The 26,100-nt window shown below is 61.5% G+C and carries 19 protein-coding genes; 11 read left to right on the forward strand and 8 right to left on the reverse strand.

Going from position 1 to position 26,100, the window contains the following annotated elements:
* Positions 1–393 precede the first annotated feature (393 nt).
* From ABD919_RS09255 to ABD919_RS09270, 4 genes are all read right to left on the reverse strand, one after another.
* A complete protein-coding gene (locus ABD919_RS09255; protein ID WP_345235714.1) occupies positions 394–1,314 on the reverse strand; it encodes a metallophosphoesterase in 921 nt (306 codons plus the stop codon).
* Positions 1,315–1,414: 100 nt separating this feature from the next.
* Positions 1,415–2,617, reverse strand: coding sequence for a Smr/MutS family protein (locus tag ABD919_RS09260; protein ID WP_345235715.1), 1,203 nt, complete (start codon positions 2,615–2,617; stop codon positions 1,415–1,417).
* A gap of 212 nt (positions 2,618–2,829) precedes the next feature.
* Positions 2,830–3,741 carry a bestrophin family protein gene (locus ABD919_RS09265; RefSeq protein ID WP_345235716.1) on the reverse strand — a complete coding sequence of 304 codons (912 nt, stop codon included), beginning with the start codon at positions 3,739–3,741 and terminating at the stop codon, positions 2,830–2,832.
* Positions 3,742–3,843: 102 nt separating this feature from the next.
* Positions 3,844–4,695, reverse strand: coding sequence for a DUF2279 domain-containing protein (locus ABD919_RS09270; RefSeq protein ID WP_345235717.1), 852 nt, complete (start codon positions 4,693–4,695; stop codon positions 3,844–3,846).
* A 308-nt stretch (positions 4,696–5,003) separates the two neighbouring features.
* Here ABD919_RS09270 and ABD919_RS09275 point away from each other — a divergent pair, with 308 nt between their 5' ends.
* Positions 5,004–7,805 (forward strand): DUF4961 domain-containing protein, encoded by a 2,802-nt coding sequence (locus ABD919_RS09275; RefSeq protein ID WP_345235718.1) that lies wholly within the window; start codon positions 5,004–5,006, stop codon positions 7,803–7,805.
* A gap of 130 nt (positions 7,806–7,935) precedes the next feature.
* Here ABD919_RS09275 and ABD919_RS09280 read toward each other — a convergent pair whose 3' ends face one another.
* Positions 7,936–8,781, reverse strand: a complete 846-nt coding sequence (locus ABD919_RS09280; RefSeq protein ID WP_345235719.1) for an N-acetylglucosamine kinase — start codon at positions 8,779–8,781, stop codon at positions 7,936–7,938.
* Positions 8,782–9,056: 275 nt separating this feature from the next.
* Here ABD919_RS09280 and ABD919_RS09285 point away from each other — a divergent pair, with 275 nt between their 5' ends.
* Complete coding sequence (locus ABD919_RS09285; RefSeq protein WP_345235720.1) at positions 9,057–10,229, forward strand: T9SS type A sorting domain-containing protein; 1,173 nt, start codon at positions 9,057–9,059, stop codon at positions 10,227–10,229.
* Positions 10,230–10,700: 471 nt separating this feature from the next.
* On the opposite strand, the gene ABD919_RS09290 is transcribed toward ABD919_RS09285, so the two are convergent.
* The 3 genes from ABD919_RS09290 to ABD919_RS09300 all read right to left on the reverse strand — a co-directional run bounded on the left by ABD919_RS09290 (position 10,701) and on the right by ABD919_RS09300 (position 16,204).
* Positions 10,701–11,501, reverse strand: a complete 801-nt coding sequence (locus ABD919_RS09290) for a SusE domain-containing protein (protein ID WP_345235721.1) — start codon at positions 11,499–11,501, stop codon at positions 10,701–10,703.
* A gap of 77 nt (positions 11,502–11,578) precedes the next feature.
* A complete protein-coding gene (locus ABD919_RS09295; RefSeq protein WP_345235722.1) occupies positions 11,579–13,186 on the reverse strand; it encodes a RagB/SusD family nutrient uptake outer membrane protein in 1,608 nt (535 codons plus the stop codon).
* A gap of 21 nt (positions 13,187–13,207) precedes the next feature.
* Positions 13,208–16,204 (reverse strand): SusC/RagA family TonB-linked outer membrane protein, encoded by a 2,997-nt coding sequence (locus tag ABD919_RS09300; RefSeq protein WP_345235723.1) that lies wholly within the window; start codon positions 16,202–16,204, stop codon positions 13,208–13,210.
* A 742-nt stretch (positions 16,205–16,946) separates the two neighbouring features.
* On the opposite strand from ABD919_RS09300, the gene ABD919_RS09305 reads away from it, so the two are divergent.
* The 9 genes from ABD919_RS09305 to trpA all read left to right on the forward strand — a co-directional run bounded on the left by ABD919_RS09305 (position 16,947) and on the right by trpA (position 26,076).
* The gene (locus ABD919_RS09305; RefSeq protein WP_345235724.1) at positions 16,947–17,639 is read left to right on the forward strand and encodes a hypothetical protein; all 693 of its coding nucleotides are present in this window, start codon (positions 16,947–16,949) and stop codon (positions 17,637–17,639) included.
* Positions 17,640–17,657: 18 nt separating this feature from the next.
* Entirely contained in the window at positions 17,658–18,857 is a 1,200-nt protein-coding gene (locus ABD919_RS09310) for an alpha/beta hydrolase (protein WP_345235725.1), read from the forward strand.
* Positions 18,858–19,188: 331 nt separating this feature from the next.
* Positions 19,189–20,613 (forward strand): anthranilate synthase component I family protein, encoded by a 1,425-nt coding sequence (locus tag ABD919_RS09315; protein WP_345235726.1) that lies wholly within the window; start codon positions 19,189–19,191, stop codon positions 20,611–20,613.
* Positions 20,614–20,709: 96 nt separating this feature from the next.
* The gene (locus tag ABD919_RS09320) at positions 20,710–21,279 is read left to right on the forward strand and encodes an anthranilate synthase component II (protein WP_345235727.1); all 570 of its coding nucleotides are present in this window, start codon (positions 20,710–20,712) and stop codon (positions 21,277–21,279) included.
* 95 nt (positions 21,280–21,374) lie between these two features.
* Entirely contained in the window at positions 21,375–22,370 is a 996-nt protein-coding gene (trpD, locus tag ABD919_RS09325; RefSeq protein WP_345235728.1) for an anthranilate phosphoribosyltransferase, read from the forward strand.
* Between the two features lie 155 nt (positions 22,371–22,525).
* Positions 22,526–23,350 carry an indole-3-glycerol phosphate synthase TrpC gene (trpC, locus tag ABD919_RS09330; protein ID WP_345235729.1) on the forward strand — a complete coding sequence of 275 codons (825 nt, stop codon included), beginning with the start codon at positions 22,526–22,528 and terminating at the stop codon, positions 23,348–23,350.
* A gap of 9 nt (positions 23,351–23,359) precedes the next feature.
* A complete protein-coding gene (locus ABD919_RS09335) occupies positions 23,360–24,004 on the forward strand; it encodes a phosphoribosylanthranilate isomerase (RefSeq protein ID WP_345235730.1) in 645 nt (214 codons plus the stop codon).
* Positions 24,001–25,197: a tryptophan synthase subunit beta gene (gene trpB, locus ABD919_RS09340; protein WP_345235731.1), complete on the forward strand. Its 1,197-nt coding sequence runs from the start codon at positions 24,001–24,003 to the stop codon at positions 25,195–25,197. The genes ABD919_RS09335 and trpB overlap by 4 nt, the downstream gene beginning before the upstream one ends.
* 102 nt (positions 25,198–25,299) lie before the next feature.
* Entirely contained in the window at positions 25,300–26,076 is a 777-nt protein-coding gene (trpA, locus tag ABD919_RS09345) for a tryptophan synthase subunit alpha (protein ID WP_345235732.1), read from the forward strand.
* Positions 26,077–26,100: the final 24 nt, after the last annotated feature.

Consider the following 26,100-nt stretch of genomic DNA (forward strand, 5'->3'; position numbering starts at 1 on the left):
CCGCCGGGGGAAGAGCAAGGGGCCTAAAGGCAGGATGATGTGGCAGGACGTCTACAGTAAAGCATCCAGACCAAGCGTATGGGGCTTTTAGCTAAGTCTAGTAGCGTCGTGAGTGGCCCGATTGCTCGTAGGAAATCGAGGCAGGGGATGAACCGACGGTCCTCGACCTAGTGTCAGGTCTTGATAAAGCAGCAAGAAAATGCAGCCGCTAAGGCAAGCAGAAGCCTTGCCGGCCTGCCCCCTAACAAGAGTGTAAACCGGGGAGGCATAGTAGAAAGACTTTCAGGTTTTGCCGTGCTCCCCCAGCTCTCCCCGAAAGGGAGCCATACGTCCCATACACCAACCTGAGAACGTCCAAAGAGTAATCCTGACAACTGGCAACTACCAGCAAAATCATCCCCAGACCAACCCCTCAGCCCGCAGTACCTGCTCGCCCTGCCAGCGGTATGCAACCAGCTCGCCGCCCTTGGCTACGCTGTAGTCGAGGCACACCGAATGTGGGGTGAGTAGCTGCGGCTGCCCACGCAGCCAGTAGTGACCAAAAAACACCGGCGTTTCATCTTGGTAATAGCTCGCGTTGGGCAAAGCGGCCAGGTTCACCGGCTGCTCGGCCAGGGCCTCGATGGACTCCAGGAAGTACTGCCCGCAGGTGGCCTGGGCCGGGTTCAGCCACCAGGCGGTTCGTACCATGTGGCGGCGGTGCCCGTCTTTATCGAAGAAGTGGTGGTTGTCAGGCAAGGGCATCTCGTGGCCCTTCAGCGTTACTTCAACGGCCCGAAACTCCTCGGAGCCAACGCGGCTGGCGGCCAGCAGGAAGTCGGGAGTTAGCCGGGCATCGGGCAGCTGCCCCCGCAGGTAGGAAATGTAGCGGGCATCCCAGCAAGCGTGCACCACCCGCAGGCCGGGCAGCTCCAGAAACAGCGGCAGGGTGTAGAACCACTGCAGGTAGCCCTGCCACTCGGCAAACAGCTCTTGGCTGCTGAACTCCTCAATGGTGCGCAGGTGCTGTAGGATATGCAGGGGGCGGTGAGGCCGAAGGTGGCCGCCGGTGGGGTCGAAAGCCCAAAATGCCAGGGCATTGTACTCGTGGTTGCCCATTACGGCCAGAGCCGAGCCACCCTCCACCATGGCACGCACCGTCTGCAGCGTTTGGCGGATGGCCGGGCCACGGTCGATAAAATCGCCCAGGAAAATCACCTGCCGCGCCTCAGCATGGCGGTACACACCGGCCGAATCGGGTTTGTAGCCCAGCTTCGCCAGCAAGCGGTGCAGCTCGTCGGCATGGCCATGAATGTCGCCAATCAGGTCGTACATGGAGGGGAGTTAAAAGGTAAAAGTTGAGAGTTAAAAGTTAAAAGGACGTTCTGCTTTTTAACTTTTAACTCTCAACTTTTAACTAACCTGACAACGGACTTTACTTCAGGCGCACCAGCGTGGCGCCAAACCCAAACTTCTCCTTCTTGGCGTCCTCAAAAAACTTGATGTCCTTGTTGCGGCTCAGCTGGCGGTGGATTTCCTTGCGCAGCACCCCGTTGCCCATGCCGTGGATAAACACGATTTCGTGCATGTTGGTAGCCAGGGCCCGGCTCAGGGCTTCTTCAAACGCGTCGAGCTGAATGCGCAGAATGGCCGTGTTGCTTAGCTCCTCGGTGTTGTCGGGCCGCAGGGCTTCCAGATGCAGGTCGAACTCGTGGGGTGGGGCCACAATGGGCGCCACCGGGGCCGGAGCAGCAGCGGCGGCTACTGCGGCGGGTTTGGCCGGGGCGTCGCCGCTGAGCTGGGCCTTCAGCGCCTGCACATCTACGCTCCCTTCGGCTTTCGCCGGCGGGGGAGCCGGCGCTTCCTGGGCCAGCTTTTCCGGGGCAATGGCCTGAGCGGCCCGCTCGTCAAGCTGAAACAGGTAAGCGTCCTGCTTGATTACCGGCGCTTCCCGCTTGCTGCTGTAAAAAGTGCTGGCCTTAAAGCTTTGGCGCTTGCTCACCAGCTCGTAGGCGGCCTCGCCGTTGAGGCGAAAGGGGAGGAGCTGCACCACCACGGCCGGCCACTGCTCAAAATCCTTGAGGTGGAAGTGGGCCAGGGGCCTGGTGCTGGCCTTGGCCCCCAGCTTGTCGGCAGCCAGGGCGCGGTAAGGGCGGCGGGGCGTTTCCTCGCCGTAGGTAAAGAGAATTTCCGAGTCGGTGTTGTTGATGAGCGTGACGCCCAGCAGCTCGGGCGACTGATGCACCAGGGCCAGAAACACGCCTTTCGCTGCGGGCGGCGCCGCCAGGGCTTTGGGCGCCGAGGGCGCACCGCTTTTGCCCGGGCCGCTGGAGGCCACGGCTGCCAAGGCGTCGGCAAGCGACGGCTGCGGGGCCCGGGGGGCGGGCTTGGGCGCACTCCGGTCTTTCTTGCTGGGGTTGCGGCCGGGATTCTGGTTGGCCTTGCCGGGCTTGTACTCGGCAGGGGCGCCGTCGAAGGTCTGGCTTTCCTCGGGCGCAATCACCACCACTTCCCGGCGCAGCACGGGGATGGTGAAGTCGTTGTCAATGGCCACTTCCACCAGCTCGCTGTCGAGCAGGCGGGTGATGATGCCACGCTCGGTGCCCGTGAGCAGGCGTACTCTATCTCCTACGTTCATAGTTCGTTATCTAAGCAATTGTTGGCCAGGGCAACCAGTGAGGTTCCTTGGCCGACAGCGACGTTTTCGCTCAAAAGTACGGCGTCTGTTCCGCTACGTACGCAGCCGCCCGGGTTGTAGCTACGTTTTCGTAATTGCTGAAAAGCTTGCGGGCTATGTAGAATGGAGCCTGAGGAAATACCCCAGCCCTGCTGCCCGGTTCGATGCTGGGCCTACATCAGGTAGAATTTTTCCGGCGCATAAGGTGCTGGCACCTCCGACTCCTGCAGCAGCTGCTTCAGGTTTATCTCAATGGTTCGGGCAATGGCCGTAACCGGCGTATCCGTGGGCTTGTTATTGAAGGGGTCCTGCAGGTAGCCGGCGGTTCGTTCTAGCAGAAAGAACGTAGAGGCAACAACCATCAGGATAGGTATTTCCCATAACCCGATGGTTTCAACCAAACCCAGTGAGAGGGTGCTGAGAAACAGATAAATAAAGAAGTAAATCAGCAGGCGGTAGCTGGTTGGGAACACTGTGCTGCGGATGCGCTCGGCCCGGCCCATGGCATCGCAGAGCCGTACCAGGGTATTATCCAGCTGCACCTGCTGAAAAGCGTTGATAGCCTCTTGCTGATAAAGCTGCTTTATCTGTTGGGTATGCAGCGACAGCAGGGCCAGGGGCTTGTTGGAGTGCTCCTGAACGTAAGATACTTCGTCGGCCGGCAGGTAGGTACGCAGCGTGGCGGTGGGGTCATGCTGGCGGAGCGACTCGCCCAGGCTGTAGCACCAGGCAATCTGGCGGTAAGCGACCGACCGCAGCAGCGAGCTGGAGCCGCTGCCCTTCAGCACGTCGTTGGGAACGAAGCCCATTAGCTGCAGCACCAGCGTGCGCGAATCGTTGACGATGGCGCCCCACACCTTGCGTGCTTCCCACCACCGGTCATACGACTGGCTGATTTTAAATGCCAGCAGCAGCGAAATCGAGCTGCCCAGGATAGTCGGCAGCTGCAGTGGAATCTGGGGCAGATAATCCACGAAGTACATCTTCAGCACCTGGAACAGGATGGAGATGAGCAGCACCCGAATAACATCGGGCAGGATGCGTTTAAGGATGTAGCGGATGGGAAGATTCGTACTAAGCAGCATAACACAATAGCCCTGTTGGGCCACTAGGCTAACGCAAACCACCGCCATGGGTTGAGCCTCAAGCACTGGCCCACCCAGGCCCGGGCGGCAACGGTTTGGCCGCTAGTAGTAAAGCCCGTGCAGCTGCCACTCCCCCCGGCCGTTCAGCTCCAGGGCCGGGGCCGGCAGGTGAAAGATGCTGAGGGCATAAAACACGCGCTTCAGCAGCACGCTGCGGGTAGGAATACGCCGCAGGTCCACATCGAGCGACAGGTAGTACTGCCGGTAGGGGCGCAGGCCCTGGGCGGCGTTCACGCCGTCGTCGTTGTACACCAGGTCTTCGCCGCCGTAGCCCAGGGCCGGCTGCAGCCAGCGGGGCCAGCGGCTGCCGGCGCCCAGAAAGGCGCCCACGTCGGTGCACAGCCAGTAGGTCTGGCCGTTGTAGTCCTTGAGCAGGCGCTCGGGTACCGTCTTGCCCAGCACGTTGGGCCGGCGCTGGGCATAGTCCGTGAGGCGAAACGAGAGCTTGGGCATAATGCGGATGTCGCCCCAGGCCAGCTCTTGCGCGAGCACCCCGGCCGAGCCCAGAAAGTTGGCCCCCAGGTCGGTGGCCGATGCGCCGTAGGCCGGGTCGCGCCCGTCGAGCAGCTCGATGGGGCTTTGCACTGCGAAGCCCACGAAGGAGCCGTACCAGATGGCTTTGCGCTCCGGCAAGCCGGCCCAGCGCAGCATATCCACGGCGCCGCGGCTAATCTGAAAGGCCCCCCAGGCGTGCCCGGCCTTGTCGAGCTGCTTCCACTCGGGCCAGTCGTTGAACCAATGCAGCGAGGTCTTTTCGCCCGTGTACCAGCTGCTCGTCAGGCCGGTGTAGATGAGGCCGTAGCCCAGGGCCGAGCCGGCCGTCAGCAATCGTACCCGGCGGGCAGTCCGGCGGGTTGAATCTGCAGGTAAATCCTGTACTAAAACAGGATGCATTTCCGCAATCGATTGTGGTACAGGCTTCAGCACTTGTGCCTTTCCGGGAGTCGGCACCAACGGGCCGGCCCAGAAAAAAAACGAAAGGGGGAGTAGTAATTTTAAAGGAACTAACTGCCTCATAATAGGCGTCATAAGGCATGGGCTTGGCCGCAAAGATACGGCATGCGCTAGTGCTGGGCCTGGCGGGCTTGGGCAGGTAGTATTGTATCTTGCTTTAGCATAGCAGCAGCCCCTCAGGTTAAGGCTTGAACCATTCGACAGTCTGCTCACTTAATAGGATATTTTCCACTTTTCCCAATTCCCACATGAGCCTTTTTCGACACTATTTTGCCTTGTTGATTGGGTTGCTGCCTTTCGCCGTACAGGCGCAGGTGCTGACCACCCAACCGGTTTTCTTCCGGGAAACCGACCAGGTTACCATTACCTACGATGCTACCCAGGGCAACGGAGCATTGGCTAACTTCACCGGCAACGTCTACATCTGGACCGGAGTAGTTACCAACCTGAGTGCCAACAACACCACCTGGCGGCACGTGAAAAGCCCCAGCTTCGGCCAGGCCGACCCGGCGGCGCTGATGACCCGCGACGCCACCAACCCCAACCTGTACCGCATCACCTTCACGCCGCGCACCTACTACCCCGTGCCCGCCAATGAAACCATTCTGCGGCTGGCCATGATTTTCAAGGACGCCGCCGGCAACACCGTAGGCCGCTCCTCCAATGGCAGTGACATGTTCATCGACGTGTACCAGGGCGGCCCGGCCGTGCGCCTGACCCAGCCCGTAAGCGGCGGCAACCCGCAGTTCGTGACCGCCGGCGTGGCCCTGCCCGTGAGCGGCAGCAGCGCCCAGGCCGCCAACCTGACGCTGACGCTGAACGGGGTGCAGGTTGGCCAGGCCAGCAATGCCACCACCATCACGGGCAGCGTAACGCCCACCGCCACCGGCCGCAACGTGCTGCGCCTGACCGCCGGCAGCGGCGCCACGGCGGTATCCGACTCCGTCGTGCTGGTGGTGCGCCCGCCAGTGGTAACCGCCCCCCTGCCCGCCGGCGCACGACAAGGCGGTATTACCTACCTGCCCGGCGGCACCTCGGTTATCCTGGCCCTCACGGCTCCTAACAAGCAGTTTGTGTACGCTGTGGGCGAGTTCAACAACTTCCAGCCCGAAAACTCGGCCTTCATGAACCGCACCCCCGACGGCAACGTGTGGTGGGTGCAGCTCAACGGCCTCACCGCCGGCCGCGAGTATGCCTACCAGTACCTGGTAGATGGCACCCTGCGCGTAGCCGACCCCTACACCGAGAAAGTGCTGGACCCCAACAACGACCGGTTTATTCCGGCCGTGACCTATCCCGGCCTGCGCTACCCCGCCGGGCAAACCGGCATCATGGCCACCTTCCAGACCAACCAGACGCCCTACGTGTGGCAAACCACCAACTTCCAGCGCCCGGCCAAAACCAGCCTGATAGTGTACGAGCTGCACCTGCGCGACTTCATTGCCCGCCACGACTTCCAGACCCTGCGCGATACCCTGGGCTACCTGCAGCGCCTGGGTGTCAACTGCATCGAGCTCATGCCCGTGAACGAGTTTGAAGGCAACGACAGCTGGGGCTACAACCCGAGCTTCTACTTTGCCGTCGACAAGTACTACGGCACCAAGGAAGCCTTCAAGCGCTTTATCGACGAAGCCCACCGCCGCGGTATGGCCGTGGTGATTGACATGGTGCTCAACCACTCCTTCGGCCAGAGCCCCATGGTGCAGATGTATTTCGATGGCAACCCCACCGCCAACAGCCCCTGGTTCAACCGCAGCGCCACCCACCCCTTCAACGTGGGCTACGACTTCAACCACGAAAGCCCCTTTACCAAGCGCTTCACCAAGGACGTAATAGATTTCTGGCTGCAGGAATACCGCCTCGATGGCTACCGCTTCGACCTGAGCAAAGGCTTTACCCAGGTAAACTCCGGCTCCAACGTTGGCCAGTGGAGCAACTACGACCAGTCGCGCATCAACATCTGGCTCGACTACCACAACCACATGCAGGCCACCAGCCCCGGCTCCTATAACATTCTGGAGCACTTTGCCGACAACAGCGAGGAAACCGTGCTGGCCAATGCCGGCATGATGCTGTGGGGCAACATGCACGGTGCCTACACCAACCTCGCCGAAGGACGGTCGGCCAACCTGAACTGGGGCTACTACCGGGCTCGTAACTGGCAGCAGCCCAACCTGCTTGCCTTCATGGAAAGCCACGACGAGGAGCGCAACATGTACAGCGCCCTCAACTTCGGCCTGAACAACGGCGCCGGCTACGACATCCGCAACCAGGCCACGGCTCTGCAGCGCATGGCCGCCAATGCGGCGTTCTTCTTCCCCATCCCCGGCCCCAAAATGATTTGGCAGTTTGGCGAGCTGGGCTACGACATCAGCATCAACCAGAACGGCCGCACCGGCGCCAAGCCCATCCTCTGGAACTACTTCCAGGACCCGGCCCGCCGCCAGCTGTACAACGTGTACGCCAACCTGATTGCGCTGCGCAACCGCAACGAGCCCGCTTTCGCCAATGGTACCTTCACTTACCAGCTGGCGTCGCAGTCGAAGGTGATGCACCTTACCCACCCCACGCTCAACGTGACGGTGGTGGGCAACTTCGGCATCTTCGGCGACCAAATCAACCCCAACTTCCCCCAGACCGGGCGTTGGTACAACTACCTGACCGGCGACAGCATCACGGTGACCAACACCCAGGCGCTGCTCAACCTCAACCCCGGCGAGTACGCCGTGTACACCAACCGGCGCGTGGCACGTGCGCTGTCGGCTCGCGCCGACAAGGCCGAGCTGGCCAATGCCTTCCAGCTCAGCGCTGCCCCCAACCCGGCCGGCAGCTCCACTACGCTGTTCTACGAGCTGCCCGTGGCTGCTACGGTACAGGTGAGCGTGCGCAACCTGCTGGGACAGAATGTGCTGACCCTGCCGGCTAAGCGCCAGAGCGGCGGCGGCCACAGCCTGGAGCTGCCCCTGAGCGGCCTGGCCCCGGGCATGTACCTGGTAAGCCTGGAAGCCGCCGGCCGCCAGCAAACCCAGCGCCTGGTGATAACCCGCTAACTGCGGCAAGGTGTTAAGCAAAAAAAGGCCCGTCGTACAACACGACGGGCCTTTTTTATGTGCTAAGCTTCAGGCGGAAGGCTGGTATAGCGCGGACTCGCAGAGTCCGCGCTATACCAGCCCAACCAGGCTACGCCTGCTCGTGAAAGCTAACCAGGTCGTCGATAGGGGAGCGGATGATTTTGCCCACCTGCATGCCATGGCTTTGCGCTACCTGCATCAGGGCATCGCGGAAGTTGTAGCCCACCGAGCCCACGCAGTTGAAGGTGTAAGCCTGGTAGTTGGGGTAGTGCAGCACCAGGTTCTGGAAAAACGTCTCAAAACCCTGCAGCACAATCTCCCGGCAGTAGCTCACGTTGTTGTGGTCGTAGGCGAACTTGGCAAAGCTGGCCAGGAAGCGGTTGGGCAGGGGCTGGTTGTAGAGCCGGTCGAGGATGTCGTTGCGCGAGCCCAGGTTGTAAGCGTTCCGGAACTCGTCCTGCAGGCCGTCGGGCAGCAGGCCGCGCAGGTAATCCCGCAGCAGGCGCTTGCCGATAAACGAGCCCGAGCCTTCATCACCGAGAAAGTAGCCGAGTGAATCCACGTTGTAGATAATCTTCTCGCCGTCGTACAGGCAGGAGTTGGTGCCCGTGCCGAGAATGGAGGCAAAGCCAGGCTTGCGGCCCAGCAGCGCCCGGGCGGCGGCCAGCAGGTCCTCGGTCACGGTGACGGTAGCGTTGGGGAACAGCTGCCGCATGGCATTGCCAATCACGTCGGCTTTGGCGGGCGACGACACCCCGGCCCCGTAGAAATGCACTTCGCGTACCTCGTCCCGCGGTAGGGTGTCGGGCAGGTTCTGGTGAAGCGAAGCCGCAATGGTGGGGGTGTCTACAAAGTCCGGGTTGTAGCCTTCGGTGTTGAAGTAAACGCGGGTGTGGGCGTCGTCGAGCTGGCACCAGTTGCTTTTCGTGGAGCCGCCATCGGCAATTAGAATCATAAGGCAGGAAGTGGCAAAATTGAAGGTCGATACAAAGACGAAAGTAGCGCCTAATAGCCACAAACCGATAACTCCAAGCCGCACAAATGCGTTAAAGGCCGTCGATAGTCTGAAAAATTATTTTTTGTAATAAAAATCGTTTTTGTCTCAAAAACTTTACTCCAAAAAGTGCGTTAAGTGAGCCAAAAATGTTACTTTTACCTAGTTCCAGCACGCTGGAATCATATTCACAATTTTACCTACCATTTTTTACAATTTTCACCTTTTCAAGACCGATGAAAAAAATCTTTACCCTCGTCACAGCGGGAGTCCTGGCGGCAGGCTCGCTGAGCGCCCAGGCCCAGGTTTCGCTCGATGGGCAGCTGACGGCCGCTGAAGTGACGGCTGGAAACTACCAGCTTATTGGCAAGTTCACTAACCCCCGCGGCTTCGGCGACTGGGGTCTGTTGAGCCTTTACGCGGCCAGCACCCCCACCAAGCTGTACTTCTTTGTAGGCGGCACGGTGGAAAACAACGGCAACGCCTTCCAGCTGTTTATGGACCTGCCCGGCACGCCCGGTGTTCCCGTTGGCACGGCCCTGCCCGCTGGTGCAGCCTCCACTTCCTTCCAGAACATGACGGCCCGTCTCGACCTGGCGGCTGACATGGCCCTGGCCCTGCGCGCCGACGGCAGCGACTACCAGATTGAAGGTGCTTCCTACACCTCGGGTACGGTGGGCACTTCGCAGAAGCTGACTTCCACCGCCGGCACGGTTGCTGCCAACGGCATGCCCCAGAACCTGTCGATGGCTGCCACCATTGGCACTTTCGCCAAGTTCGCCGGTGCCCGGGTAGCTTACCGCGGCACTACCGACGGCAGAATCCTCACCAACCCCGGCAACGTGTCGCCCAACACCAGCGCGGCTTACGGCGGCGTAGGCAGCTACGGCTGGGAGATTGAGCTGGACCGCGTCAACATGGCCCTGAACGTTGGCACGCCCTCGCTGAGCATCTTCCTGGTGCAGAACAGCGGCGATGGCGGCTACCTCTCCTCAGACTTCATCCCCCAGACCTCGGCTCCGCTGACCACCAACGGTGGCAACCTGGCTACTTCGAGCATGGTTGACTTCGCCACGATTGTAGGCCGTCAGGCCGCTACCATCACCCTGGGCGCCAACGGCGTGCTGGGTACCAAAGTGGTGGATGCCGCCAGTATTGGCATGAACGTGTTCCCGAACCCGGCCAATGGCCAGGCTACGGTTTCCTACAACGTGGCCAGCCGCTCCGAGCAGGTTAGCGTAGTCCTCACCGACCTCATGGGCCGTACGGTGCGCGTGCTGGAAACCGGTGCCAAAACCGTTGGCACGCAGACGGTAAGCATCAGCTCGGCGGATGTTGCTGCTGGTACTTACCTGGTGCAGGTACGCGTAGGCGACAACCTGGCTACCCGTAAGGTAGTGCTGCTGTAGGTTAGCCCTCATTCATAAAATAGCCCCCGTACTCTTGGCAGTACGGGGGCTTTTTTTGTTGGCCAGTTGTCTTCTATCGCCTGGCCTTTGGGGTTAATAGGAGTAACGTAAGCCAGTAGCTTAGTGCCGTATCTGACGCTGTTCACGGCATGGTTGGCTATGGTGAGCTCACAATAAGCGCTACAGTATACAGCCTGATTTTCGGGCGGGTTTCGCGTTGGTCAGGGCGGTGGTCTTACTATAAATTCATAAGTACAGGCTTACTGAAGGCGCTTCATTGTTAGAAGGAGGAGAGGTATAATTCCCATGCGGCAGAAGGCTGCAACAGACACAGAATATGACCCTGGGGCGGGTTGTTGACTGCCTCATGCCTGCAAGAGCCACTTAAACCCTTGATGGCAGAAAACAAAAAAGCCGCTGCAGGGCAGCGGCTTTTTTGGAACAGGGTGGGCCAGCGGCTGGCCCGGTTAATCAGGGCGTCAGCGTAACAACACCGCCCGTAACGGCACCGGCAGCGTCGCGGTTTACCACCAGCTTAACCGTGTACCTGCCGGCGGCAGCCACCAGGTTGGGGCCGTTCAGCGTCAGGGGTACGCCTTGGCGGAAATCGCCGGCGGGGCCACCCAGGTTGGTGCTCCAGCTCTGGTCTTGACGGAACTTGAATTCACCGGCATTCAGCTGGGCATTGCGCAGCACATAGGCCCGCACCGTGCAGTCGTAAGTCAGCATGATGTCGTTAGGAGTTGCCCCTGGCCAGCCATTGCCAGCCGGGCCCACCAGGCCCCACTGCTGCGTGGGAATGGTTACGGCCTGGTAGGGCGAAGCCACCATCGACTTCACTTCCGAGTAGGCGGGCTCCACCTTGCCGCCCAGCGAAGCTTTCACCCGCACGTCGAGGCGCACCGGAGCCGGGGTGCTGGGCAGGTTGCAGTCGATGGTGTTGTAGAGGTCGTTGAGCTCCTTGTTGGTAAACGACTTGCTCAGCGCCGAGCCAACGTTGATGTCCTCGGTGGACGCGAAGTTGGTGTTGGCTTTAGCAAACTGCAGGGTGTAGGTAACCGCAGCAGGGAAGTTGAAGTCGGCTGCAGTCCAGCTATAGGTCACCGCCGGGACATTCGGCGTCGACTGGGCAATGGTGGCGGTGGTAGCGGAGGCCGTGAGGGCCGGTTTGGCTACAACGTTCAGGGTTGCCTTTGTTTCGTCTTTCTCACAAGCAGCGAAAGCGAATAGTAAGCTGCCCAGCACCGCCAGTTTAGCGAATTTATTGTACATATAATTGAGATGAGAAAGTGAGTGATGCAAGGCTGCCGTAACTGTAGCCGGAGCGCGGTTACGGCAGCGGCTTGCGATTAATAACCCGGGTTCTGCTGAATGTTGGAGTTGGCAACGCGAGCGGTGTTCGGAATCGGGAACAGGTTGCGCGTTACGTCTACTTGCTGGCCGGTACGGGTGTCACCACCCTTGAAGGGCCACAGGAACTGGAGGGGACCCGTGTAGCGACCGAAGCGAATCAGGTCGGTACGGCGGTGGCCTTCCCAGAACAGCTCACGGCCGCGCTCGTCGAGGATGCCGTCCAGGGTAATGGAGCTCAGAGCCGGCGCGTTGGAGCGAGTCCGCACGGTGTTCACCAGCTGCAGGGCTTCGGTAGTGCTGCCACCCGAGCGCAGCAGGGCTTCGGCCAGCATCAGCTGCACGTCGGCCAGGCGGAACATGGGGAAGTCCGTGTCGATGAAGTCGCCGCTGCCACCATTGGCCTGGGCGCCGCTACCGGGAACACCGGTCGAGGTAACGTTCTTGTACTTGGTTACCGCATAGCCATTGCTGAAAGCACTCAGCGTATCCACCGCACGGCGCTGGCCGGTGGTGAAAAACAGGGCCCGACGGTCGGTTACATCGGCTGGCATCTGGGAGGGAGCCAGGAACAGGCCCACCAGGTTAGGACGGGCCCGCAGGCCAGCCCAGCCGCCGTTGATGCCAAAGTCGGCCGGTTGCATGCGGCCGCCCACTGGGGCGTGGGTCAGGAAGGTCATGCTGCCATAAGTCTGGGTCCGCACCCCATCCGAAGTCACCGGGAAGATGATTTCGTTGCGGGCCGCCGAACGGTCGTTGTCGGCCAGGAACAGGTGGCTGTAGTTGGGGCTGAGGGTGTAGCCCGCGGCCAGCACTTTGCGGGCTGCCGTAATAGCTTCGGCATTGCGGGCCGTGCCGGTGTACACCTGTGCGTTCAGGTACAGCTTGGTTTGCAGGGTCCAGAGCGTGGCTTTGTCGGCGCGGCCATATTCGGCGCGCGGGTTCAGCATTTCGCTCTCAATGGCGTTCAGCTCCGACTCAACGAAGGAGAAGTATTCGGCACGCGTTTTCTGGCTGGGCACCGTGCCTACGTCCTGGTCTTCGGTAGCGAAGGGGCCCCCGCCAAACATGTCCATGGCGTGGAAGTAGCTCAATGCGCGCAGGAAGCGGGCCTCGGCGCGGTACTTACGCACCGTGCCGGCCGCATCGCCGCTGATGCCGCGGTCGCTGAGCTTGGAGTCGGTGGTTTGCCGGATAAACTCGTTGCAGAGCGAAATCTGGTAGTAAATCCGGTCGTAGAGGGCCCGCACAAACTCGTTGTCGGCGTTCCAGGTCATTTTGTTGACGTTGGGCAGGTTGCCATCGTTCCAGCCAATGATGGCTTCGTCGGTGGTTACCTCCTGCAGCGACCAGTACTGACGCAGGTAGTTGGAGAAGCCCTCGTCGATACCCGAAATGTCGGGCATGCCGGCGGGCCCCTGCTGGCCGCTCACGGCCAGGGTGGCGTACAGGCGGGCCAGAACCTGGCGAATTTGGGCCGGGTCACGGAAAACGACTTCCGCGTTGGCCGAGTAATCCGGGGTCTGGTCGAGGTCTTTGGTGCAGGCGGGAAGCAAAGTGGCTACTAACGCCAGCATTCCCAGGGTGCGAAGAAATTTATTACGCATAATCAGGTTGCATTTAAAGGGTTAGAAGCCCACGTTGAGGCCAACGGTGAAGGTGCGCGGACGCGGATAGATGGTTTGGTCGATGCCACCGATGATTTCCGGGTCTATGCCTTTGTACTTGGTAATAATGAATGCGTTCTGAACAGCGAAGGTGAGGTTAAGGTTCGTGTTTTCCTTCACCAGGCTACCGAAGTTGTAGCCCACCGTGATGTTCTCCATGCGGAGGAACGAAGCATTCTCCACGAAGTAGTCGGAGAAGTACTGAGCCGTGCCGAAGTTAGAGCGCAGCACCTCGCGGTTGCGGTTCACGGCGAAGCCCGTGGTCGACTGGTCGTAGAACGACTCGGAGCGTACGTTGTTGTACACGTAGTTGCCGATGTTGGAGCGCAGCGTGAAGGCCAGGCTGGCCTTGCCATAGGTCAGGTTAGCGCCACCGCCGAGGATGTAGTCCGGGCGGGCCGACTTGTAGCGGTAGTAGTCAAGGCTGCTGATGGTGTTGTCGCCGTTACGGTCCACATAGATGCCTTCCACGGGGTTGCCATCCTGACCGTATACCTGCTGGGCCACGTAGAACGACTGCGTGGGGAAGCCCACGGTGTTCACCTGAATGTTGTTGCCCACACCGCCGGAAATACCGCCAGTCTGCTGACCAACGTCGTTGGCTGCGTCGCTGCGGGTGAGCTTGGTGATGCGGTTACGGTTGTAGGTGGCGTTGAAGTTAACCGTTAGGTTGAACTTGTCGCCGCGCACGGCGTCCAGGTTGGTTACAAACTCTACCCCCTTGTTGGTGAGTGAGCCTACGTTAAAGGTGCCGCCGTTGGAGAGGCCTTCCAGCGGGCCGATGGGCAGAAAGTTCAGCAGGTCCTTGGTGTCGCGCTGATAAAAGTCAACGCTACCATACACGCGGCCGCTGGCAAAGCCGTAGTCCAGACCCAGGTTGTAGGTGGTGGTCGTTTCCCACTTGATGTTGGGGTTGTACTGGTCGGAGCGCAGCGTACGCACGAAGCCGTTGGCACCCGAGCCAATCTGGTACTGCGACGTCAGGGTGCTCAGCGTCAGCGTCGGCACGCCAGGGTAGAAGGAGCCCACGTCCTGCTGGCCGGTCTGGCCGTAGCCCAGGCGCAGCTTCAAGTCGGAGATGGCCGTGGAGTTCTTCAGGAAATCCTCGCCCTTAATGCGCCAGGCAACAGCACCCGAGGGGAAGTAGCCCCACTTGTTGTTGGGGAAGCGCGACGAGCCGTCAGCACGGAACGTAGCCGTCAGCAGGTACTTGTCGGCGATGTTGTAGTTGGCCCGGCCGAAGAAGCCCAGCAGCACGTACTGGTTGAGGGCCTGGTCCTGGTTGGTGTAGGTGAGCGAAGACTCCTGGAACACGCTGCCATCGGCGCGGCGGTTGGGGAAGATGTAGCCACGGTTCTGGAACTTCTGCCAGGAGTAGCCGCCGAGCAGCTCCATGCGGCCTACGCCCACGGTTTTGGTGTACTTGGCGAAAGCTTCCAGCAGGGTGTTGTTCAGGTCCTGGCGGTACTCGTTGTTTACGCCACGCTGGCCGAAGGCCGAGGCCGCCGTAGCCGGCACGAAGGTGGTGCCGTTGCCGCGCTGCACGTCATAGCCCAGGTTGAGGTTGGCGCTCAGGCCGCTCAGGAAGGGCAGCTTGTAGTCGAGCTGAATGTTGCCGATGCTGCGGCGAACCGTGCTACGGTCGCGGCGCTGCTCAATCAGGCTGACGGGGTTGCGGGGCGAGAGGTTGTTGAGGTTGCCCGAGCCGCCGGTTTCGAGAAACTCCACGTAGCCGCCATAAGGAGCATAGCGCGGGTCAGACGAGCGAATCGGCTGGGTGGGGTCGAAGCGCACGGCGTTGCCTACCGCGCCCTGGTCGGAGAAGTTGTTGTCGATAACCGAGCCTTTCAGGTTGATGTCGATGCGCAGGTTGTCGTCGAGCAGCATGGGGGTCACGCCCACCGAGCCCGAGAAACGGGTCAGGTCGTTGTTCTTCAGCAGGCCTTCCTGGCGCAGGTGGCCTACCGACACACGGAACGGCGTTTTGCCGGCCGAGCCCATCAGGCTCACGTTGTTGTCGGTGGTGAAAGCCGTGCGGTAGATTTCTTTCTGCCAGTCGGTGCTGGCGTTGCCCAGCGAGGCCTTCTGGCCACTGGTGCCGCGCTCGTTTACCAGGGTGCGGAACTCATCGGCCGAGAGAACGTCGGCATACTTGGCAATGGTGGCCAGGGAGTTCTGGGTCGAAACATTGAGGCGCATCTTTTCGCCGGCCAGGCCACGCTTGGTCGTCACGATGATAACGCCGTTCGATGCACGGGAGCCGTAGATTGCCGTTGCCGACGCATCTTTCAGTACCGTCACGCTCTCAATGTCGTTGGGGTTGATGAGCGAGAGCGGGTTCGACGAGCCGGCCAGGCCGGAGTTGTCGACCGGCACGCCATCGATAACGATAAGCGGGGCGTTGGAAGCCGCCAGCGAGGAGCCGCCCCGAATCAGGATTTGGGAGCCTGCGCCGGGAGCACCGCCGCCGGTGGTAATCTGTACCCCGGCTACTTTGCCCTGAATCAGCTGCTCGGGGTTGGTAACCTGGCCTTTCACAAACTGCCGCTCGTCGACTGTTGTAATGGAGCCGGTTACGTCCTGGCGGCGCTGGGTGCCGTAGCCCACTACCACGGCTTCGGAAAGCTGGGTGGTGTTTTCGACCAGGCTGGCCGACACTTCGGTGTTCTGGCCAGCCACAACCGATACCGGACGGCGTACGGTGGTGTACCCTACATAGGAGATAACCAGGGTTTGGGGGCCAGCCGGCACGTTCTGGATACTGTAGGTACCGTCCACGTTCGACGAGCCGCCAATGGTGGTGCCTTCAATCAGCACGGTAGCACCCGGAACCCCTTCGTTAGCGTCATCCGTGACACGTCCGCTCACGGAACCAGTTTGGGCAAATGCTCCCGAGGGGAAGCCAAAGCCCGCGAATAGCAGCAGAAACAATAGTTTCGCCAGGTAATGGTGTTTCATAAAGGAAACGGTTTGAAAAAAAGTGAATGGTGGGTTAAGTCGTTGGAGGCCGGGAGGAAAAAATCGAATGAAAATCGAGGGAAAGTCATCCGAAACAGGCTTGAAAAGAGGCCAAAAAGGTAGAAAGCAGAGGAACGTTCAGCCAGAGTGCAAAATGAGGATTTTATACAGGCTTGATAATCAGGGCTAAAGTGGCTAAAATATTTCCGCAAACGTTGCCGGAAATCCAAATAACCACGCAAGATATGGTGTTCTTCGTGAGAATCACAATTCGGAGTGGTGCCGTAAAACTTTTTTAGTGAAATCGTTTCCAAAACCAACTGCTGGCACTTGCGTTTTGGATATTAAACAGAAACCTCCAAATATATTATCCCTATGCGAGTATACTTAAAGATTCGCAGAATAGCTCGCAGAGCAGCGCCGGGCCTGGTGCTGGCTGTGCCGTACGGCTAAGAAAACCGGTCAATACCGGAGGCCGTCGGGAACAGAACTGCTTAGCAGCTAGCGTATACAGTAAGCCTGGAAGCCTGCCTGTTGTGTTGCACGTTCCCAAGATAGGGGCGAGGTCGGAGAAAAAGTGCCGGTCCCATCGTTTATTTGCATCAATCAGGCACTTCTGGCAACCACTCGCGCTTGCATTCGGGAACTCGCAAAGCGAAATTGCACTGCATTTTACCGGCTGGCACGAGAGTTGGTCGTACTGGCGGTTTTAAACCCCTTACTTTTGGGTTTCACCATGAAAATGAAAAAGCAACTACTCTTCATGCTGCTGGTGCTGGCAGCTTCTATCGGCAACGCTGTTGCTCAGGACCAGCCGGGCATCGTGATGCCGTCCAAGTCCAAGGGCAAAACGAAAACGGAGCAAGGCAAGGGCAAAGGGAAAAACGCGAATGGGCCGATTATTATCCGCAAGGAAAATGCCGATGAGGATGCGCCCCCCATTATTGTAAGCAAGACCAAGCTCAAGAACCCGGTAATCGTGTACTACGAGCAGGCTCCTCCCGGCAAAGTGGTGCAGCAGCTTATCATGGACGAGGAGCACCTGGCCTTGCTGCGCTACCTGGGCCCGGAAGAGCTGGTAATGCGCCGCGAAGTGTATGTCGACGGGGTGGGCAACCTGGGCCTGCCCGGTACCGACGAGAAGAAGTTCCGCCTGCTGGGCACCAGCCTGATTGCCGACGACGTCCGCAAGCCCGCCGGCGATGGCCGCAGCACCTATTCCAAGCTGCGGGTGCCCTCGCCCGGCGAGCTGTACGTGGTGCGCGAATCGGCTGAGGAATACCGTCACTTTGTGAAAGGGCCGCAAAAGCAAGGTTCCCTGCTCGACTTTCAGGTGAATGGCCTGCCCGGAGTCGATTCGGTAAGGGCCGTGTACACGCTGCGGCGCATGGACTCAGCCGAGCGGGGTGCCGGCAGCGGCTCCACCATTCGTTAAGCGCAGCCGTCCTGCACCATGCGCCGTTTGTTGCTGCTTGCCCTGCTGGCTGCCGCACCGGCCAGCGCCCAGACGGTGCTTTCCGTGACCCGGGTGCCGGCCAATACCCCGGCCGGTGACACGCTCTATGTTGCCGGCTCCTTCAATGGCTGGAATCCGCGCAGCGACGGGTTTGCCCTGCGCAAGCAGGCCGATGGCAGCTACCAAGTGAGCTTACCCGCCGGTACCGGGGCCGCAGAATACAAGTTTACCCGCGGCACCTGGGCCACGGCGGAGGCTACTGCCCAGGGGCAGCCCCTGGCCAACCGTAAGGCCGCGGCCGGTGCTCCGGCACTTATCAGGCACGAAATAGCGGCCTGGGAAGACCTGAGCGGTTCGGCTGCCCAGGCCAAGCGCCACACTGCCTCTGCCAATGTGCGGGTGCTGGCCGAGGCGTTTAACATGCCCCAGCTGAACCGGAAGCGCCGGGTATGGATATACCTGCCCGCCGGCTACCACCAAAACAAAGCCCGGCGCTACCCGGTGCTGTACCTGCACGACGGCCAGAACGTATTCGACGAAGCCAGCAGCTTCAGCGGGGAGTGGGGCGTCGATGAAATCCTGGACCGCCTGCAGGCGCGCGGCAAAGCGGCCGGGGGCTGCATCGTGGTGGCCGTTGATAATGGCGGCGAGTTTCGGCTCGACGAGTACATTCCCTGGCGCAGCGCCGCCCTGAAAGACCAGACGCACCAGGGAGGGCAGGGCGATGCCTATGTGGATTTTCTGACCCTGACGCTGAAGCCCTACGTCGATGCCCGCTACCGGACCCGTCCGGAGGCGGCCAGCACCGGCATTGCCGGCTCCAGCCTCGGGGGGCTTATCTCCTTCTACGCCGCGTTAAAGTACCCCCGCGTGTACGGCCGGGTGGGGGTGTTTTCCCCCGCGTTCTGGGTTTGTCAGGATTCCCTGCAAGCGTATGCCCGCCGCCACCGGGCAGCGGTGGGGGCCCGCTTCTACTTCCTGTGCGGCCCCAAGGAGTCGGAAACCATGCTGCCGCTGACCGTGTACTGGCGCAATGCCCTGCGCTCGGCCGGGGTGCCGGCGGCACATGTGCGCCTGGTAGCGCCGGCCGATGGCGAGCATAGGGAATGGTTCTGGCAGCGCGAGTTTCCGGCCGCCTACCATTGGCTTTTCAATCCGGCACCTGGCAACGCTGGCTCCCCCAGGCCCCGGCAGTAGTGGCAATAAACCAGCTATTTAAACCGGTGATAAAGGCAGGAGAAGCCCTGAAAAAAAAATAGCGTTACAGTGCAAGTTTGCCGGGTTGGCAACAAACTGTTCAAAGTATTGCTTGTTTTTTAATAAAACCCTGCTACCTTTGCGACGCGTTTCACGTAAACGCACCCGACCTATGACTTTTATCACGACTTCGCATGCTTGGTGGTGGCTGCTCCGAATCCTCGGACCGGACAGCCTGTGCGCGTGGTAAAGTCAAACCGACCTTTTCCATTTCTACAGAAGCCCGGCCCAAAGCCGGGCTTTTTGTATTTCCATCCTACCTGAAATTTCCGTGACTTACCTGCTTCGCACCACTCACCGCCGCTTGCTGGCCGATACGGTAACCCCCGTGAGCCTGTACCTGCGTCTGCGCGACCAATACGCCAATTGCCTGCTGCTGGAAAGTGCCGACTACCACGGGCAGCAAAATGCGTTCAGCTACCTGGTATGTGAGCCGCTGGCCACCTTTGAGCTGGGCCGCGGCGGCGTGCTGCGGCAGGGCCTGCCCGGCCAGGAAGCAGGGCAGGAGCAGCTGAGCGAACCCCGGCTGGCCCTGGACCGGCTGCGCACGTTTGCGGCCGCGTTTCAGCCTGATGCCGAGGCTCCGGCTTTCCCATTCATTAGCACCGGCTTGTTTGGCTACATGGGCTACGAGGCCGTGCAGAGCTTTGAGGACGTTGCACTGAGCGCCGCCAAGGTGCCGGCCGGCGACGTGCCGCTGATGCGCTACGGCGTGTACCGCTTCGTTATTGCCTTCAACCATTTCCGGCAGGAGCTGCACCTTTTTGAGCACCGGCTGGCCGATTCACCAAGCCAGGAGAGCGGCCTCGACCGCCTCGAAAACCTGGTGCGCAACCCCAGCGTGCCGGCCTTTGGCTTTGCCACCGCAGGGCAGGAGCAGAGCAACCAGACCGATGAGGAGTTCCTGGCGCGGCTGGCGCAGGGGCAGGCCCACTGCCGGCGCGGCGACGTGTTTCAGATTGTGCTGTCGCGCCGGTTTCAGCAGGGATTCACCGGCGACGAGTTTAACGTGTACCGCGCCCTGCGCTCCATCAACCCCTCGCCCTACTTGTTTTACTTCGACTACGGCGACTACAAAATCTTCGGCTCCTCGCCCGAAACCCAGCTGCTGGTGCAGGGCCGCGAGGCCAGCCTGTACCCCATTGCCGGCACCTACCGCCGCACCGGCGACGATGCCGCCGATGCCGCCGCGGCCCAGCGCCTGGCCGCCGACCCCAAGGAGAATGCCGAGCACGTAATGCTGGTAGACCTGGCCCGCAACGACCTGGCCCGGCACGGCAGCAAGGTGGAAGTGCGCACCCTGCGCGAAATTCAGTTCTACTCCCACGTCATTCACCTGGTAAGCCACGTGGCCGCCGAGCTGGCGCCCGAGGCGGACACGCTGCAGGTGGTGGCCGACACTTTTCCGGCCGGTACGCTTTCGGGGGCACCCAAGCACCGCGCTCTGCAGCTTATCGACGAGTTGGAGCCTACCGCCCGCGGCTACTACGGCGGCTGCCTGGGCCACCTGGGCTTCGATGGCAGCTTCAACCACGCCATCATGATTCGCTCCTTCCTCAGCCACCACAACCAGCTCTACTTCCAGGCCGGTGCCGGCGTAGTGGCCGCTTCCGACATCAACTCGGAGCTGCAGGAAGTGCACCACAAGCTGGGCGCCCTGCGCCAGGCCCTGCAGGCGGCTTCAGTTAGCAGTTAACAGTTAGCAGTTAGCAGGAAATAAGTCAGCTAGCAGTCAGCTGCGGGGTACAACGAATATTGATGGGGTGGTTAAATGTTAAATGATACTTTTCAAATGAAAATCCTGGTTCTCGACAACTACGACTCCTTCACCTATAACCTGGTGCACCTGTTGCGGGAGCTGGGGCAGGGGGCTAATCTGAAGGTGCTGCGCAACGACCAGCTGGCTCTGGAGGCGGTGGAGGCCTACGATGCCGTGCTGCTTTCGCCCGGCCCAGGTATCCCAGCCGAGGCGGGGCTGATGCCTCAGATTATTGCCCGCTATGCTCCCAGTAAACGTATTCTGGGCGTATGCCTGGGGCATCAGGGCCTGGCGGAAAGCTTCGGCGCGGCGCTGTACAACCTACCCGCCGTGCTGCACGGCGTAGCCACTACCGCCGAAGTGACCGCGCCGGACGAGCGGCTGTTTGCTGGTTTGCCGACGCGCTTTCAGGTAGGGCGCTACCACTCCTGGGCCGTGCAGCCGCAGAGCATGCCCGCCGAACTGGAAGTAACCGCCCGCGACGATGACGGGCAGGTGCTGGCTTTGCGCCACCGGCAGTTCGACGTGCGCGGCGTGCAGTTTCATCCCGAAAGCATCCTGACCGAGCACGGCGCCCGCATGCTGGAAAACTGGCTGGGGTAATGGTTGTCAGTTGTTCGTTGTCAGTTGTCAGGATTGTTCTTGACAAGGCCGACAATAGAACAAGCTGACAACTGACAACGAAAAACTAACAACTAATGAAGCACATTCTCAACCAGCTGTTCGACCACCAGCCCCTGACGCACGCCGAGGCGCATGCTGCCCTGCGGCAGCTGGGCGAAGGCGGCGCCAACCCGGCCGAAACCGCGGCTTTTCTGACCGTGTACCGCATGCGGCCCATCACGGTGGCCGAGCTGGCCGGCTTCCGGCAAGCCCTGCTCGACCTGTGCCGCGACCCCGAGCTGGGTACCAGCGAGCTGCTCGACATCGTGGGCACCGGCGGCGACGGCAAGGATACCCTCAACATCTCTACCCTGGCCAGCTTCGTGGTGGCGGGCACGGGCGTGAAAGTGGCCAAGCACGGCAACTTCGGCGTGTCGTCGGTCTGCGGCTCGTCTAATGTGCTGGCGCATTTCGGCTACCGCTTTGAGGCCTCGTCGGATGAGCTGCGGCGGCAGCTGGAGCGGGCCAACGTCTGCTTTCTGCACGCGCCGGCCTTTCACCCGGCCATGCGCCACGCCGGGCCCGTGCGCCGGGAGCTGGGCCTGCGCACCTTCTTCAACATCCTGGGGCCGCTGGTAAACCCGGCCCGGCCACAAGCCCAGCTGCTGGGCGTGTTCAGCCTGGAGCTGCAGCGCCTCTACCACTACCTGATGCAATCCACGGGCCTGCGCTACGCCGTAGTTCATGCCCTCGACGGCTACGATGAGCTGGCCCTGACGGGCCCGGCCAAAGTAGTATCGGGGCAGGCCGGCGAGCAGCTGCATACCCCGCAAAGCCTGGGCCTGGCGGCCTGCACGCCCGCCGACCTGGCCGGCGGCAGCACGGTGGAGGCCGCGGCAAAGCTCTTTAAGCAGGTGCTGGACGGTGAGGGCAGCCGGGCCCAGCGCGACGTGGTGACCGCCAACGCCGCCCTGGCCCTGCAGTGCGCCCGCCCCGGCCTGGGCTGGGACGAAGCCCTGGCGCAAAGCCGCGAGTCGCTGGACTCTGGTGCCGCCCTTCGCTCTTTCCGCCTAATGCTGGAGGGATTTTAGGGATAAGGGATAAGGGATTAAGGATGGCCGATTCGTCCTTCCTGACCAGATTCCAAACCCCGATGCGCCCGACTGCCGGCTTGCTGCGGGAGCTTACTAATTCCGGCTTTCTACCTAATACCGACTACCTACTACTTACTACCTAATACCAACCAATGCCTACCATCCTCGAAACCATCATTGCCCACAAACGCCAGGAAGTGGCGGCCCGCCGCGAGCTGGTGCCGGTAAAGCTGCTGGAAAGCAGCCTGTACTTCACGGCGCAGCCCTTGTCGCTGCGGAAGTACTTGCTGCGCGAGGGCAGCAGCGGCATCATTGCCGAGTTCAAGCGCAAGTCGCCCTCCCGGGGCTGGATAAACCAGTACGCCCCGGTAGAGCGCAGCACCCTGGGCTACATGCAGGCCGGGGCGGCAGCGCTGTCGGTACTCACCGATACCGAATTTTTCGGCGGCCGCAACGAGGACCTGACCACGGCTCGCCGCTACAATTTCTGCCCCATCCTGCGCAAAGATTTCGTGGTGGACGAATACCAGGTGCTCGAAGCCAAGAGCATTGGGGCCGACGCTGTACTGCTGATTGCCGCCGTGCTCAGCCCGGCCGAAGTTAGCCGCCTGGGGCGCCTGGCCTTGAGCCTGGGCCTGGAGGTGCTGCTGGAAGTGCACGACGCCGACGAGCTGGCCCGCAGCGCCGATACAGAGGCCGTAAGTCTGATTGGAGTAAACAACCGCAACCTGCAGGATTTCAGCCTCAGCATCGATACCTCCCTGGCCCTGGCCGAAGCCATTCCGGCGGAGTTTGTGAAGGTGTCGGAAAGCGGCATCTCCAGCGCCGCCACCATCGCGCAGCTGCGGGAAGCGGGCTACCGCGGCTTTCTGCTGGGCGAAGCCTTTATGAAGCACGCCCGGCCCGAGCGGGCCTGCGCCGCCCTGGTGCAGGAGCTGAGCCAGCGGCTGCCTAACCCCAGTCACAGCCTTGCCTGACAGCCAGCCATGCCCAAGTCACCCTTCCTGCTGAAAGTATGCGGCCTCTGTGAGGAGGAAAACCTGCTGGCCGTGGCTGGGCTGCGCCCCGATTTCGTGGGCTTCATCTTCCACCCGGCCTCGGCGCGCTACGCCGGGGGGCGGCTGCGCACCACGGCCGTGCGGGCCCTGCCGGCGAACATCCGCCCGGTGGGGGTGTTTGTAAACGAGAGCACCGCCAGCGTGCTGGCCACGGCCCACTCCTTCGGCCTGCACGCCGTGCAGCTGCACGGGCAGGAAACCCCGGCCCAGTGCGCCGAGCTGCGGGCGGCGGGGCTGCTGGTAATCAAAGCCTTCTCAATAGGGGAGGAGCTGGACCAGGAAAAGCTGCGCCCCTACGCCGGGGTGTGCGACTACTTTCTCTTTGACACCCAGGGCCGGCAGCCCGGCGGAAATGGGCAGGTGTTCGACTGGGAGCTGCTGCGCGGCTACTCCCTGGGCGTGCCCTACTTCCTGGCCGGCGGCCTAGCCCCCGAACACGCCGAGCAGCTGCAGCGCCTGCGGCTGCCTGGGTTGGTAGGACTCGACCTGAACAGCCGCTTTGAAACCAGCCCCGGCCTGAAAAGCCCCGAACTACTACAGAACTTCTTTGCCGTACTGCGGCCTTCCTTATGAGCACATCCTTTCAATCCCCTACGCCCCGCGGCTACTACGGCGAGTTTGGCGGGGCCTTCGTGCCCGAGATGCTGTATCCCAACGTGGAAGAGCTGCAGCAGCGCTACCTGGACATTTTAGCCGACGCCGACTTTCAGGCCGAGTTTCAGCAGCTGCTGCGCGACTACGTGGGGCGGCCCACGCCGCTGCTGGAGGCCCGCCGCCTGTCGGCCCGCTACGGCACGCGCGTCTTCCTCAAGCGCGAGGACCTGTGCCACACCGGCGCCCATAAAATCAACAACACCGTGGGCCAGATTCTGCTGGCCAAGCGCCTGGGCAAGAAGCGCATCATTGCCGAAACCGGGGCCGGGCAGCACGGCGTGGCTACGGCTACGGTGTGTGCCCTCATGGGCCTGCCCTGCGTGGTGTACATGGGCGCCGTGGACATGGAGCGGCAGCGGCCCAACGTGGCCCGCATGCGCCTGCTCGGGGCCGAAGTGCGCTCCGCCCGCAGCGGCAGCCAGACCCTGAAGGACGCCACCAACGAGGCCATCCGCGACTGGATTGCCAACCCCGTCGACACCCACTACATCATCGGCTCGGTAGTGGGCCCGCACCCGTACCCCGACCTGGTGGCCCGGCTGCAGAGCGTCATCAGCGAGGAGATGCGCCGGCAGCTGCTGGCCCAGACGGGTTCTGAGCTGCCCGCTTACGTGGTGGCCTGCGTGGGCGGCGGCTCCAACGCCGCGGGTGCCTTCTACCACTTTCTCGACGAGCCCAGCGTGCAGCTGGTGGCCGTGGAAGCCGCCGGCCGCGGCCTCGATTCCGGCCACTCGGCCGCTACTTCGGTGCTGGGGCGGCCGGGCATCATCCACGGCAGCCGCACCCTGCTGATGCAGGACGAGCACGGGCAGATTACCGAGCCTTACTCGCTGAGCGCGGGGCTGGACTATCCCGGCATCGGGCCGCTGCACGCCCACCTAGGCGCTTCCGGCCGGGCCCGCTTCGTGTCCATCACCGACGACGAGGCCCTGACCGCGGTAAGCGAGCTGAGCCGGCTGGAAGGCATCATCCCCGCCCTGGAAACGGCCCACGCCCTGGCGGCGCTGGGGCAGCTGGGCGCCGGGCCCGAAGAGGTAGTGGTGGTGAATTTGTCCGGGCGCGGCGACAAGGATTTGGAAACTTATCTGAATAACCTGGATAAACTGCTTTGATTTTTTTCACCGCAGAAGACGCTGAGGCTGCGCGGAAGAACCGCAGAAGCTCTTCCGCGAACCTTCTGCGTACCCTCTGCGCCCTCTGCGGTTAAACCAGCCATGAATCGAATACAACAAGCCTTTCAGAGCAAGCAAAACCTGCTCAATATCTACTTCACCGCCGGCTACCCTTCGCTGCACGATACCCTGCCGCTGGCCAAAGCAATTACGGAGGCGGGCGCCGACATCCTCGAAATCGGCATGCCGTTTTCCGACCCGCTGGCCGATGGGCCGGTGATTCAGGGCAGCAGCACGGTGGCTTTGCAGAATGGCATGAGCCTGCCCGTGCTGTTCGAGCAGCTGCAGGGGCTGCGGGCTGCCCTGCCCGAAGTGCCGGTGCTGCTCATGGGCTACCTCAACCCGGTGATGCAGTTCGGCATGGAGAAGTTCCTGGCCCAGGCGGCCGCGGTGGGCGTGGATGGATTGATTCTGCCCGACCTGCCCCTGGACGAGTACCAGGAGCTGTACCAGCCGCTGTTTGAGCAGCACGGCATCCGGCCGGTGTTTCTCATCACCCCGCAAACCTCGGAGGCCCGTATTCGCCGGCTCGATGGCCTGACGGATGCCTTTCTCTACCTCGTGTCGGGCCCCGGCACCACGGGGGGCACCACGCCTACCGACACCCAGGCCCAGCAGGCCTACTTCGAGCGCATCGCCGCCCTGAGCCTGCGCAACCCCCGCCTCATCGGGTTTGGCATCGCCAGCAAGGCCGCCTATGAGCAAGCCTGCCGCTATGCCGACGGCGCCATCATCGGCTCGGCCCTGATTCAGGCCTTACAGGATACCGACGATGCGCCGGCCGCGGCTGCGCGCTTCGTGCGGTCCATCAAAGCATAGCGGCGGCCTGCCGCTCTCCATCTT

It is taken from the genome of Hymenobacter saemangeumensis (assembly GCF_039541835.1).
GTDB lineage: Bacteria > Bacteroidota > Bacteroidia > Cytophagales > Hymenobacteraceae > Hymenobacter > Hymenobacter saemangeumensis.

Coding starts and splice junctions, on each gene's coding strand:
- ABD919_RS09295 (WP_345235722.1), bottom strand. CDS start 13,186: ATGCGTAATAAATTTCTTCGCACCCTGGGAATGCTGGCGTTAGTAGCC.
- ABD919_RS09260 (WP_345235715.1), bottom strand. CDS start 2,617: ATGAACGTAGGAGATAGAGTACGCCTGCTCACGGGCACCGAGCGTGGC.
- trpC (WP_345235729.1), top strand. CDS start 22,526: ATGCCTACCATCCTCGAAACCATCATTGCCCACAAACGCCAGGAAGTG.
- ABD919_RS09300 (WP_345235723.1), bottom strand. CDS start 16,204: ATGAAACACCATTACCTGGCGAAACTATTGTTTCTGCTGCTATTCGCG.
- ABD919_RS09255 (WP_345235714.1), bottom strand. CDS start 1,314: ATGTACGACCTGATTGGCGACATTCATGGCCATGCCGACGAGCTGCAC.
- ABD919_RS09320 (WP_345235727.1), top strand. CDS start 20,710: ATGAAAATCCTGGTTCTCGACAACTACGACTCCTTCACCTATAACCTG.
- ABD919_RS09280 (WP_345235719.1), bottom strand. CDS start 8,781: ATGATTCTAATTGCCGATGGCGGCTCCACGAAAAGCAACTGGTGCCAG.
- ABD919_RS09265 (WP_345235716.1), bottom strand. CDS start 3,741: ATGCTGCTTAGTACGAATCTTCCCATCCGCTACATCCTTAAACGCATC.
- trpA (WP_345235732.1), top strand. CDS start 25,300: ATGAATCGAATACAACAAGCCTTTCAGAGCAAGCAAAACCTGCTCAAT.
- ABD919_RS09290 (WP_345235721.1), bottom strand. CDS start 11,501: ATGTACAATAAATTCGCTAAACTGGCGGTGCTGGGCAGCTTACTATTC.
- ABD919_RS09305 (WP_345235724.1), top strand. CDS start 16,947: ATGAAAAAGCAACTACTCTTCATGCTGCTGGTGCTGGCAGCTTCTATC.
- trpD (WP_345235728.1), top strand. CDS start 21,375: ATGAAGCACATTCTCAACCAGCTGTTCGACCACCAGCCCCTGACGCAC.
- trpB (WP_345235731.1), top strand. CDS start 24,001: ATGAGCACATCCTTTCAATCCCCTACGCCCCGCGGCTACTACGGCGAG.
- ABD919_RS09270 (WP_345235717.1), bottom strand. CDS start 4,695: ATGCATCCTGTTTTAGTACAGGATTTACCTGCAGATTCAACCCGCCGG.
- ABD919_RS09335 (WP_345235730.1), top strand. CDS start 23,360: ATGCCCAAGTCACCCTTCCTGCTGAAAGTATGCGGCCTCTGTGAGGAG.
- ABD919_RS09310 (WP_345235725.1), top strand. CDS start 17,658: ATGCGCCGTTTGTTGCTGCTTGCCCTGCTGGCTGCCGCACCGGCCAGC.
- ABD919_RS09275 (WP_345235718.1), top strand. CDS start 5,004: ATGAGCCTTTTTCGACACTATTTTGCCTTGTTGATTGGGTTGCTGCCT.
- ABD919_RS09285 (WP_345235720.1), top strand. CDS start 9,057: ATGAAAAAAATCTTTACCCTCGTCACAGCGGGAGTCCTGGCGGCAGGC.